Below are 13,080 nucleotides of genomic sequence, written 5' to 3' on the forward strand. Positions count from 1 at the left end.
GCTTTTTTGAACGTTTTATTAAATTACAGGCGGTCGATCACTGACTGTGTGAAATCAGTTGTTCCGTGGCTGCCACCTAAATCACGTGTAGTACGGTCACCTGATTTAATTACATCAGCAACAGCGCTGCGAATACGCTCCGCTGTGTCACCCATGTTTAAGTGCTCTAGCATTTGAATAGACGCTAAAATTACTGAAGTAGGGTTTGCTAGGTTTTTACCCGCGATATCTGGTGCGCTACCGTGCACAGCTTCAAAAATTGCAGCATCTTCACCAATGTTTGCACCTGGTGCCATACCTAAACCGCCTACTAAGCCAGCACATAGGTCTGATAAAATATCACCAAATAGGTTAGTCGTTACAACAACGTCAAACTCTTCTGGTGTCATTACAAGTTTCATACACGTTGCATCAACAATCATCTCTGTTGATTCAATTTGTGGGTAACGCTCAGCTACTTCACGAGCTACTTTTAAAAATAAGCCAGAAGTAGATTTTAAAATGTTTGCTTTGTGAACCGCTGTTACTTTTTTACGGCCTTCTCGTACCGCAAGCTCATAAGCAAATGTTACGATTTTTTCAGCGCCTTCACGCGTTATTACAGACTTTGCTTCTGCTTCATTGCCGTCTTCGCTCACTACTTGGCCTGCACCTGAGTACATACCTTGTGTGTTTTCGCGAATAGTGATGATATCAATATCATCGTAACGTGCTTTAGTGCCTACAAATGATTTTACTGGACGTACGTTAGCGTATAAGCCAAATTGCTTGCGCAGTGTTACGTTAATAGACGTAAAACCTTCACCTACTGGGGTGGTTAACGGGCCCTTAAGTGTGATTTTGTTTTTAGCAATTGTATCAATTGTCTCTTGTGGAAGTAACTCACCTGTTTTTTCAAGAGCGGCTAGGCCAGCATCAACAAATTCATAATCAAAATCGCATCCTGCGGCTTTTAGTATTTCAAGTGCTGAGTCGATGATGCTAGGACCGATGCCGTCGCCTTTGATCACTGTGATGGTTTGTTTGGCCATTATCTTTTCCTTTAAAGAGTTTGATGTGCACATAAATTACTACTCTGAGAGAGTAGCTGCTTGTTAGGTCATTTATGTGAATGGTTGAAAATTTTAAGGGCGCATTTATACCAATTTAACGCTTATTTTGCCAGTTTATAGAATAAATAATGGGTATAACCTGTATTTATAATGGTAATAACCGAACTAAATATTGTTATATATTTGTAGATTTCTTAATTGGTCGTAAAAAGTGCGCTCTTCATTCCAGCCATTTAATTCTAGTTGTTCACTGAGAGTTTGCTGTTGCCATGAGGTTAATTTTAGTTCTGGTTTGAAAACCTGTTGCGCAATTACTTTTAAAGCGACCCATAGCTTATGTTTATTTGTTAGCTGTTTTTTTGCTGTTTGCTCTGCCTGTAACAATGTGTTTGCCCAAGGGTTATCGCTCAGTAATTGTGAAAACAATGATTCGATGTGTTCATTTTTAATACTTGCTACACCAAAAAATGCACTAAATGGTGCACTTAGCGTTTTGTTAGGCACTTCATCGATAGCTATTTTTCGTGTTAAGTGAGTACTGCATTGGGTTAATATAAAATGAGTATATGCATACAGAGGTAAAGTTATGTGCTCAAATTGATACTGCTTATTATGAGTTACCAATAAAGCCATTATTTTTACTAAGCTGTTTAATCGATTTACTATAAACCTTTGTAGTGGGTGAGGTGTTGAATTCACCAATTGTTCAAATACAACGCGCTGAATAATAGCAGGTGCGTTGTTGTACCCAACCATCGACAAGCTATGGCGGAGATCTTTAGCTGCTTGATGTTCTTTGTTATAAGGTTTTACGGCTTCACATACTCGCGCAACAATCTCAGGGTAATGACCCATTATTTTATTCAAACCTTTAAAACTATATTCTTGGTTAACTTTAATTTGACTAATTAACTCAATTAGTTGCCTTGGTTTATCTAAACTGCTTTGCTCGTTAATAGTAATATGTTCACTGTTCCACACACTGTATAGAAGCTTTTTATCTTCACACTTCCACTGTTTTGGGGTGTCTTTTAGTGGGGCTTTTATTCTATACCAAGCTAATTTCTGTTTATTTTCAGAGTTAACTAAAATATGTCTGTTTTGTTTGTCGGTCGCTAAATAAACCATACTTTGATCTTGATATATAACTCGGCTACCCGCTAAAAAGGGTCCCACGTCGGCCACGTAAGACTTAACCAAATGTTGTGCAAACAGATTTGGCGTGCGCAAATATAAGTCGGCCAAAGCTTGATAAAAACTTATGTGCTTTTTAGCAGGGGTGTGAGTTATATTCATTGCTATTATATTAGCTAATGCAACAAGGGTAATTCCACCATCGTACAGCATTGTTTTAGGAATATTTACAAGGGCTTGCTTATATTTATTTAGTTTTGCGAGTATATGTGTAATAGGGGCTGCGCTATTGCCGCAGCTCAACATTATTTTTGCTGCAAATTGGTGGCGAAGCTGCCAAATTTTTTTATCATTGGCACTAAATTTAGACTGTTCAGCTAGCTTATTTAACTGCGAACAAACACATATATGCTCCACAAGCGCAGCGCTAATATAAAGTTCGGTAAGTTTTTTATCGTAATTTTGGCTAGCGCATAAGCCGGCGGTAATTACACATTGGCTTATAACTAAATTAGTCGAATAGCTGTATTGAGGATTAAATAACGTTAATTTAGACAACAGTGCATTAGGGCAGTGTTCGTATAAGATTCTATACTGTTCAGCTAATTTACAAGCCATAGGATATAAAGCTTGCCAATGCTCTTTGTTATTATAGCCTGTTAAAAAACGCTGCGTATTTTCGTGCAGTTGCTTTAAACGATTCGCAAGTGGCTCATCCATTATGCCTTCACCTAACTTCTTCCTGATATTTACTGTACGCACTAGGTCCCCATAAAATGAGCTGGCCATTTTTAAATAATAAACCTGTGCATTCATCCATTGTCGTTATTCCGTCTGACGTAATATGCTGAGTACGATAAAAAATAATCTGCAATACTTGTTCTTTATCGCGCTTAGCAAATGTCAGGTCTGGGCTGCCAAGGTAATCAAGTACGGTGTTGAGTGTAGTTTGAGAATCTAGCGAAAGTTTTTCAATGTAGCGCTTGTTAAATGACTCTCGATCTTGCCAAATCATAGCTTGAGGATCGTCTTTGTAAAAAGCAATCACCAAAGTTGCAATGAGCGCATATAGCCCCAATCCTAAAATTAAATACCGTATAAACTTTTTCAACACTATTTACCTTAAATACTACCACGGGTATTAGTATACGTTTTGCTATAAATACACGCTATTTACTTGCGACTAATTAAGCCTGAGCTGCTTTAAACTAAACCCTAAATTTATATCTGTTCTTAAACTAACCAATTGTTTGGAGATAACGTACATATCCATATTGGTTTCAAGTTTTTTGCGTAGTCCTGAATTAAGTAATTCATCACTCAATGCTTCATTTATAGAGGTGTAATTATTAACAAGCTGTTGAGCTGATTTTATACCAACGCCTTTAACACCAGGTATATCATTAGTTTTATCACCTGCAAGCGCCCAAAAGTCGACGAGTCTATTCTTATCTACCCCAAAGCGTTCATGTATTGCAGGTTCATCTAAATGCTGCCTTTTAAAGTAATCGTAAATATGTATTTCACTGTTTAAATACGGTAAAAATCCCTTGTCAGTGGATACGATAGTACTCGTGATTTTATTATCAGCAGCTTTGCAAGCAAGGGTGGCAATAATATCGTCAGCTTCATCATTTATTGGTTCAAAAACAACAATGCCGGTTTCCTCTATTGCTGATTTAAAATGATGCAACGCACTTTTTAGCGTTTCAGGCATTGGGGCTCTGGAGTGTTTATAATGTTCATAAAAATGATAACGCCAACTTTTATCCCCATCAAATACCGCAATAGCATGTGTTGCATCCGTTATGCGAAGCATTTTTATGCATGCTTGAGCTACACGTTCGCTGCACGTAAGTACTAATTCCTCTTCGTTGCTATGTTTTTGATTTGCGTCAACTGCGTAAATGCGCCTAATTAAATTAAGCGCATCAATTAATAATAAATGGGGTTTCAAACTATACGACTCATGCTTTTATTTTGTAACACGGAATATACTTACTACCAGGAAGTTTCATACGACCCTGATCAACAAAAGCCTGTAAAAGTACATCCATATCTTGCATTAATGCAGGCTCGCCGCTGAGAGTATAAGGTCCATGTTGTTTAATAGCGCGTACACCCTCATCTTTAACATTACCCGCAACAATACCTGAAAATGCACGTCGTAAGTTTGCTGCAAGCTGTTGTTTTGGTTGATCCAAATGTAGGTCTAAGCTTGCCATATTTTCATGTGTGGGTGCAAAAGGCTGCTGAAAATCGTGATCAATTTTAAGCGTCCAATTAAAGTAATACGCATCGCCTTCACTTTTTCTATACTCGCGTACATTGGCCATTTTAGATTTTAGCTTTTGACCTACTAAACTCGGATCATCAATAATCACTTCAAATTTGTCTAATGCTTCTTTGCCGAGTGTCATTTCGATAAATTCACAGAGTTTTTCAAAGTAATCTTTACTTTGTTTTGGTCCTGTTAAAATAACGGGCAAACACTGCTTTTCGTTATCTGGATGCAATAAAATCCCTAGTAAGTACAATAGTTCTTCGGCAGTGCCCGCACCACCTGGAAAGATAATAATTGCATGAGCTGTGCGTATAAATGCTTCTAATCGTTTTTCTATATCTGGCAAAATAACGAGTTCGTTTACTATTGGGTTAGGGGGTTCAGCTGCAATAATGCTGGGTTCTGTTAACCCTAAATAACGATTGTTTTTAATACGTTGTTTAGCATGGCCAATGGTGGCACCTTTCATTGGACCTTTCATTGCCCCAGGTCCACAACCAGTACAAATATTCAATCCACGCAAGCCAAGTTCATAACCCACTTGTTTGGTGTACTTGTACTCAGTTTCGTTTATTGAATGTCCACCCCAACAAACCACCATATTAGGCTCGCTGTTTACACGAAGTGCATGCGCATTTCTGAGCATATCAAACACCATATGAGTTATGGCTTTTTGTTCTTGCAGGTCTTTTTCGTACTTTTGACAAATAAATAAAATATCGCGGATAACTGAAAATATGTGTTCGTGTATACCGGTGATTATTTCACCATCTACAAAGGCTGTTTTTGGAGGGTTTTCAAGTTCAATTTTTATACCGCGCTCTCGGCTGAGCAAGCGAATATCAAAATCTTTATACTTGTCGTATATTTGCGAACTTTCGTCTGTGTGGCTGCCTACATTGAGTACCGCTAACACACAATTTCTAAATAATTTATAACGTTCGCTGGTAGAAGATTGTTCTAATAAATCAACCTCTAACTGAGATAGTAAATCTAATACACCAGTTGGGTTTAACTGTATTAACATGGGCGTACTCCTTGCTATTTATGTAAATTACTACTGAGTCATACATTCACAATATTTATAATCGAATGACATTATTTACTTATACAAAGGCGGTCTCTACCTGTATTTTTGGCCTCATACAGAGCGTCGTCGGCTCTATCAAAAGCTTTAATTGGCGTATCTCCTTTTTTTAATTGTGTAGCGCCTACGGAGATAGTTATTTCAATTTGCTTGTCTTTAAATTTAAAAGGGATGTTTTTTATAACCTTTCTGAGTTTTTCAAGCGGTGCAACTGCATTATCAACAGTGGTTTCGCTCATTAATAGGACAAATTCTTCACCGCCATATCGCGCTATAAAATCAGATTTTCTTATCGATTTTTGTAATGCTTTTGCAATAACTTGCAACGTTATATCGCCAGCTGTATGGCCAAATCTATCGTTTATTGACTTAAAGTGGTCAACATCGATGACAACCAGCGTAACATTTGACTGCTGAACATTAAATAAATGCATTTCGTGATTGTAACGTTCGTCAAAAGCGGCTCTATTAGGTAATTTTGTTAACCCGTCCAGCAGGCTTTTAAAACGTTGATCGTTTAAGCGTTTTTTGTATTTTGTAAGCTTTGTTTCAAGCGTGCCAATACGGCCATTAATCTCATTAAAACTAGATACAAGTATTTCTCTGTCTTCGCGTTCTAGTTTTTCTTTTGCCATAAAGTCTTGAGTTAACGACTTTAACTCATTATCAACAAGCTCTTTTAATGATGAAATAGAAGTCGCAGATTGTGTTTTTTCGTTTAAGCTTTCTATTTTACTTTTAATACTTTTATTTAGGTTTTCAAACTCAGTCCCCATTGAGGTTGAGTGCTTACTTGTAGCGACTATTGATTTGTGTAGTTCTTCAATTGTTTGGTTAAGTGACGATAAAAAGCTTTGCGCTGATTCTCGTTCTTTATTTATATTTTTAACAACAACAGTAATTATATTTATGGCCGTATCGAGCAAAGACCCTAAATTATCGCTTTCAGATATAATGCTCTTAATACGTTTAATTTCTACAGTTGCTTCATCTTCAAGAACTAAGTCGTTAGCGAGTTCAAGCAGCTTTTGTGCTAGTGCAGGCGTGGCCTCACAACTAATATTGCTATCAGCACGTAGCTTTGTGTTTAACGCCTGATGATAAAAGCTTATTAATTTTTCTAGTAGCGGAATAAAGTCATGAGTGGAATGGACGTTATTCATTTCGTGATCAAGTAAGTTTCTTAACGAGCGGCGTGTACCCTCTGGCAAGCCTTTGGTTTTTTGTAGTTGCCTGCCAGCAGATAAAACACTTTCTTGCAGGTCACGTTGCTGCGATAGTTGTATGGCTTCTTGCTTTTTTAACAGCTCTATTGTTTCGTCGATTAAAGGAGATAAATCATCAAAACCAACGCCTTTATTTAATGCGCTTCTAAAGTTAGCAAGTCTGTTATCAAGTTCCGTATCTAGACCCTTACAGGCTAGAGATAGTTTAGATGAGAAAATAGAGAGGGTGTCTACTTGATGTTTTCGCGCGTCTTCAAGTGCCATGCGCGCACCAATTGCTTGTTTAAGTTTTTTCTCTGTAGCAGTAGATTTTTCTGACACCTAGGCAAGCCACCATGATTTGTAATTTTATTATTCTAAGTCTACAACAAATTTATATTAAGTGTAGTTATCTCGGTAAAAACTCTATAATTTTATTAACCTAGTGCGTACAAACTCGTATACATGAGTGTTTATCGCTTTTAATTCACATTTAAATGTTCGCTTGTTAACCTTGAGCACAATTAAGGTCTTAATTAGGTTTCTATGAAAAAGTTATTAGTTTTATCAATTTGTGCTGCGTTATCTGCATCTGCATTTGCAGATGTTAACTATTCATTGAGTATTGAACAGCCTCAACATCATCTTGGTGATGTGCGCGTTCAATTCCCTAAATCAGCACAAGCCCATCTTGATATTAAATTACCTTCTTGGCGCACCGGTCGTTATGAAATACTAAATCTTGCCAATGGCGTACGTTACTTTAACCCAAGAGATAAAGAGGGTAATCCTTTAAAGTGGGAAAAAATTGATCACAGCACATGGCGTGTTCACATTGATACACCAACAGAAGTAAGTGTAGGGTACCAGATTTATGCAAACGAGCTTGGTAAACGTGCTCGCCATATTGATGATAGCCACGCTTTTATAGACGCTTCTGGCTTTTTTATGTTTAGCGAATCATTTCGACAAGAGCCTGTAACGGTTAATTTAGATGTTCCAAAGCAGTGGCGTTCAGTATCTGGAATGGATAATTTAGATTCTACTCATTCGTTCAAGGCAGCTAATTACGATGTGCTTGTGGACTCGCCTATCGAAACAGGTATTAACCAACTTCACTCATTTAACGTTGAAGGACGTGAGTACGAATTAGTTATTTGGGGAGAGGGTAACTACGACGTTGAATTAATGCTGCGTGATCTTAAAAAGCTAGTAACAACCGGTAATGTAATTTGGGATAGTTACCCATATGAGCGCTACGTTTTTATGGTGCATGCAACTTCTGGCGCTGGTGGTGCAACCGAGCATTTAAATTCGACCATAATTCAAAGGCCGCGTGATCGATTTGGCTCTCGTGAAGATTATTTAGGTTTCATAAGCACAGCAGCTCATGAGTTTATTCACACTTGGAATGTAAAAGCATATCGCCCAAATGGATTGGTACCTTACGATTATACCAATATGAATTACTCAAAATTACTTTGGATTGCAGAAGGCTCAACAAGCTACTTTGAGGATCATTTATTAGTGCGTTCAGGCATTGAGACGACAGATGAGTTTTTTAAAGGGCTAACAAAAACCATTAATCGACACTTACAAACACCAGGCAGAGAAGTTCAAAGTGCCAGTGAAACGAGTTTTGATAAATGGATTAACCAAGGTGGGGATCACGGACGTAATTACAGTACCAATATATATTCAGAAGGCTCATTGTTATCAATGGTACTTGATATTGACCTACTAGAAAAAACAGCGGGTAAAGTAAGTTACCGTGATGTGCATAAAGCACTATATAACAATCATAAGCTACCAGCGGGCTTCGATGAAAAAGATGTACTAAGCATCTTACAAAACCTGACAGGTCTCGATTATTCAAATTGGTGGGAAGAGCATGTTGACTCACCTGCAAATATTAATTTTGACGAGTTGCTTAATAAAGTAGGTTTGACTTTTGAACGACCACAAGCTGCTAAGGCTATTGCCAGCATAGACGCAGTGGCTAAAAATACCGGCCAGCTTTTAACATTAACGCATGTTCAACGCGATGGTAGCGGGTGGAAAGCAGGCTTAACAACTAACGATAAAATTGTAGCTATTAATAAGCTCCATGTTAATAAAGATTTAAAGTCTAGCCTTGAGACGTTTAAACCTGGTGATAAAGTGGTAATTGACTTTATTCGTCGTGATGCATTACAAAGCCTCACATTAGTATTAACTGAAAAGTTTGATAAACCTAAAAAGGTAACTGCGAATTTACAAGCAAGTGAGAAGCAAAAAGCCCTTTTCAAAGCTTGGATGGGTGTTGATCACCCCAATGATACTAAATAGGATTTAAAAATAGTAAAAAAGGAGCTAAGGCTCCTTTTTTATTGCTCCAACAATTAAAAATAAACCTAAGCTTATTTTTTAAATATATGTGTATGGAAATTCAACAATTAACTTCTATTATAAAATAAGGAAATTTTAAAGGAGATAGACTCTGCATGACTGCCAACTCAATTGTAAATCAATTATCTAAACAGTTTGTAACTAACGATTCATTGCACCAATTATTTGAAAGTGTTAATTCAATCTCAGTGCAAGGTTATGATGAGCAAAGACGAGTTGTGTATTGGAACAAAGGGAGTGAACTCCTTTATGGCTATAAACAAGAGGAAGCACTTGGAAAGAAGCTAGAAGAACTGATAGTACCAGCCCCTATGAGAGATATGGTAATTGAGGCTCATACAAAGTGGATCAATGAAGGCGTAGCAATCCCTGCTGCAGAAATATTACTTAAACATAAAAATGGAACTGACATATACGTTTATTCAAGCCACGCAATGTTTGAAAATGAATTTAAAAACAAGCAAATGTATTGTATAGACATTAATTTGTCGGATGTAAAAAAAGCCCAAGCCATTGCCACATTTAAAGAACAAATGCTAAAAACCATTTTTGAAGCAATCCCAGATTTGCTTTTTTTAATGGACTATAACGGAATAATTATCGATTACCATGCTAATAATCAAGATGCCCTCTATGTCTCCCCTGACCAATTTGTTGGTAATAATATGCTTGATATTTTACCAAAGAGTGTTGCTAAAAAGTTTGAAGTTTACATAGAAAAAGCAATTGAACAAGATGAAATTGTAACGTTTAAATATGAGCTGTCCGTTCCTCAAGGGCAGGTGTATTTTGAAGCAAGAATTAACAAAGTTTTAAAATACGACCAAATAATGATAATTATTCGAGATATAACCGAACAACACCAATCAGAGCAACTCATTCGTAAACAAGCTTATTTCGATAGCCTTACACAATTACCAAACCGTTTACTCGCTCTTGACCGTTTATCACAGCTAACAGTTGAGGCGACTCGTAATGATGAAAAAGCAGCGGTATTTTTCTTAGATTTAGATGATTTTAAAAAAATTAACGATTCACTAGGTCATGAAGCAGGCGATAAAGTTTTAATTGAAACAGCCAATCGTTTACAAAGGGCATTAAGAAAAGCTGACACAATTGGCCGCTTAGGTGGCGACGAGTTCATTATTTTGTCAAAAGGAATTTCCACTCAACAAAATGCTGTGGGTATTGCCGAAAAACTCCTGCAAAATTTTCGAGAACCTTTCACAATTGAGGGGCGAGAGTTAATGTTAACAATTAGCATTGGGGTAGCAATGTTTCCAGATAACGGCAAATCTGTGTCTGACTTATTAAGAAACGCCGACACGGCAATGTATCAAGCCAAAGCTCTGGGTCGAAATACATACTCGTTTTTTACTAATCAAATGAATACTGTAATCCAACGACGCTTAACAATAGAAGAGCAAATGCGAGGTGCTTTGCAGCGCAATGAATTCATTCTTTATTACCAACCGCAATTTGATGTTAAAAAGAACGAAATTATAGGGGCAGAAGCATTACTCAGGTGGCTAAACCCTGTACTAGGAAGTGTGGCACCAGATGAGTTTATCCCTATTGCAGAAAAAACAGGCGTGATCATATCTATTGGTGAGTTTGTTATTAAAGAGTCACTTAGTTTACTCAATCGATGGAAGAACGTAGAACAGCTCAACAGAAATTTTTCAATTGCAGTAAATTTATCTCCTAGTCAATTTAAAGATCTGAGCCTGTTTAACTTTATCAAAACATCGTTATCAAATGCGAACATTGAACCTCAAAGTCTTGAACTTGAAATTACAGAAGGTGTTTTAATGAGTGGAGAGTCCAGCATTACTGAAACATTAAACGATATAACAAATTTAGGTGTTATATTGTCAATGGATGATTTTGGCACAGGTTATTCCTCGTTAAGTTATTTAAGAAAGTACCCGTTTAATGTACTAAAAATAGACCGTGGTTTTATAAATGGGATTACAAAAAATAATGAGGATTACAGTTTAGTAGAAGCAACAATTGCCATGTCACATGGTTTAGGGTTAAAAGTTGTCGCTGAAGGCGTAGAAACAAAAGAACAACTCACAATATTAAAAGAACTTGGTTGCGATCTAGCTCAAGGATATTATTTTAGTAAACCAATACCTGAGCAGGACCTCATTGATTTTTCGATACGATTTTATAGTTAACTTGCAGTAAACCTTGTAACGGGTGCGATGTAACTACCGTGTTTAAATAACATTTTTTAAATGGTTTTCTAATTCAAACATAAATCGATTTAAGACTTCGTTTAATTTATTACTTCCATATACAGCAGCATGAAGGCGTATTTGTTGGGTTTTGACTGTGCCATGGCTCTTAAATCGGTCGAGTTATATCAGTACTTCACATTCAGCGTCTGCTATGTTTTGAGGTGACAATTTAATAGACAATAAAAATTAACAAGTTTGGTGCATGCTCTAGTATGAGTTAGTAGGAGATCTTAAATAAAATTAACTAGTTTAATCTTAATTTTCGGATCAAGGGGTTAAATTGTTCTTTTATTGTGAATTTATATTTTTACGTGCATTTAATTACCCTTAAGTGGTATGTTTTAATAATTTACCAAGGGAATTAATTATGAAATTAGAGTCATTAGCACTGCACCATGGTTACGAGTCTGAAGAAACCACGAAATCAGCAGCAGTACCTATTTATAATACCTCATCCTACACGTTTGATAACACGCAACACGGTGCAGATTTATTCGACTTAAAAGTACCTGGTAATATTTACACCCGCATAATGAACCCTACTAATGCCGTGCTTGAACAGCGTATAGCTGCAATGGAAGGGGGCATTGGCGCACTAGCGGTAGCCTCGGGCATGGCAGCTATTACCTATGCTATTCAATGCTTATGTGAAGTAGGCACTAATATTGTGAGCACCAGCCAAGTATATGGCGGTACATATAACTTATTTGCTCATACGTTACCCCGCCAAGGTATTGAAGCGCGCATGATTAAAGCTGATGACTTTAGCGCATTCGAAGACGCGATTGATGACAACACCCGCGCTGTTTTTTGTGAATCTATTGGTAACCCTGCAGGTAATATTGTTGATATTGAACGTTTAGCACGTATTGCACACAGCAAAGGTGTGCCGCTTATAGTTGATAATACCGTGGCTACGCCGTATTTATGCCGGCCATTTGAGTTAGGTGCCGATATAGTGGTTCACTCACTGACAAAGTATATAAACGGACACGGTACAGCTATTGGCGGTATGATTGTTGATTCAGGTCAATTTGATTGGAAAGCCAATGCCACACGTTTTGCAATGATGAACGAGCCCGATCCGTCGTATCACAATGTTGTGTATACCGACGCGTTTGCTGAAGCTGCATTTATTGGTCGTTGTAGAGTAGTGCCACTTAGAAATACCGGTGCAGCACTTGCGCCTAAAAACGCATCTGACATTCTAATCGGCCTTGAAACCTTAGGCTTACGAATGGATCGCCACTGCGAAAACGCGCAGCAATTGGCTGAATACTTAGAAAATCACCCTAAAGTTCTTTGGGTTAATTACGCAGGTTTAACATCAAGCCCGTATAATGCAATGAGCCAAAAAATCACCAGTGGTAAAGCCTCAGGCATTTTAAGTTTTGGTATCGCGGGCGGCCTTGAAGCAGGCACGCGCTTTATTGATGCGCTTAATATGATCCTGCGTTTAGTTAATATTGGCGATGCTAAATCGCTGGCTTGCCATCCTGCGTCAACCACACACCGCCAATTAAACGATGAAGAGCTAGCTAATGCAGGCGTAAGTCGCGATTTAATTCGTTTGTCGGTTGGTATTGAAAACATTGCAGACATAATTGCCGATGTAAGCCAAGCGCTCGATAAAGCATAGTTACCTCACTACCTTTCATAAAAACCTTTAAAGCATAAAAAGCGA

At 37.6% G+C, this 13,080-nt stretch carries 9 protein-coding genes; 3 read left to right on the top strand and 6 right to left on the bottom strand.

Going from position 1 to position 13,080, the window contains the following annotated elements:
• Positions 1-23: 23 nt before the first annotated feature.
• The 6 genes from MTP24_RS16060 to MTP24_RS16085 form a co-directional block, all read right to left on the bottom strand.
• Positions 24-1,031 (bottom strand): isocitrate dehydrogenase, encoded by a 1,008-nt coding sequence (locus MTP24_RS16060; protein ID WP_006793428.1) that lies wholly within the window; start codon positions 1,029-1,031, stop codon positions 24-26.
• A 186-nt stretch (positions 1,032-1,217) separates the two neighbouring features.
• A complete protein-coding gene (locus MTP24_RS16065) occupies positions 1,218-2,906 on the bottom strand; it encodes a hypothetical protein (protein ID WP_243534525.1) in 1,689 nt (562 codons plus the stop codon).
• 7 nt (positions 2,907-2,913) lie between these two features.
• On the bottom strand, positions 2,914-3,300 hold the full coding sequence (locus tag MTP24_RS16070) for a DUF3192 domain-containing protein (protein WP_243534168.1): 387 nt from the start codon (positions 3,298-3,300) through the stop codon (positions 2,914-2,916).
• 69 nt (positions 3,301-3,369) lie between these two features.
• Positions 3,370-4,143, bottom strand: coding sequence for a flap endonuclease Xni (gene xni / locus MTP24_RS16075; protein WP_243534170.1), 774 nt, complete (start codon positions 4,141-4,143; stop codon positions 3,370-3,372).
• A 10-nt stretch (positions 4,144-4,153) separates the two neighbouring features.
• A complete protein-coding gene (ppnN, locus tag MTP24_RS16080) occupies positions 4,154-5,497 on the bottom strand; it encodes a nucleotide 5'-monophosphate nucleosidase PpnN (protein WP_039037389.1) in 1,344 nt (447 codons plus the stop codon).
• Positions 5,498-5,568: 71 nt separating this feature from the next.
• Complete coding sequence (locus MTP24_RS16085; protein ID WP_010556215.1) at positions 5,569-7,104, bottom strand: GGDEF domain-containing protein; 1,536 nt, start codon at positions 7,102-7,104, stop codon at positions 5,569-5,571.
• A 204-nt stretch (positions 7,105-7,308) separates the two neighbouring features.
• Here MTP24_RS16085 and MTP24_RS16090 point away from each other — a divergent pair, with 204 nt between their 5' ends.
• From MTP24_RS16090 to MTP24_RS16100, 3 genes are all read left to right on the top strand, one after another.
• Positions 7,309-9,090 carry a M61 family peptidase gene (locus tag MTP24_RS16090; protein ID WP_243534172.1) on the top strand — a complete coding sequence of 594 codons (1,782 nt, stop codon included), beginning with the start codon at positions 7,309-7,311 and terminating at the stop codon, positions 9,088-9,090.
• 155 nt (positions 9,091-9,245) lie between these two features.
• Positions 9,246-11,333 carry a bifunctional diguanylate cyclase/phosphodiesterase gene (locus MTP24_RS16095; RefSeq protein WP_243534174.1) on the top strand — a complete coding sequence of 696 codons (2,088 nt, stop codon included), beginning with the start codon at positions 9,246-9,248 and terminating at the stop codon, positions 11,331-11,333.
• A gap of 430 nt (positions 11,334-11,763) precedes the next feature.
• Positions 11,764-13,035 (top strand): aminotransferase class I/II-fold pyridoxal phosphate-dependent enzyme, encoded by a 1,272-nt coding sequence (locus MTP24_RS16100; protein WP_243534176.1) that lies wholly within the window; start codon positions 11,764-11,766, stop codon positions 13,033-13,035.
• Positions 13,036-13,080 lie beyond the last annotated feature (45 nt).

Origin of the sequence: Pseudoalteromonas sp. APM04, from assembly GCF_022809815.1 — a bacterium.
In the GTDB taxonomy this organism is placed as follows: Bacteria; Pseudomonadota; Gammaproteobacteria; order Enterobacterales; family Alteromonadaceae; genus Pseudoalteromonas; species Pseudoalteromonas marina.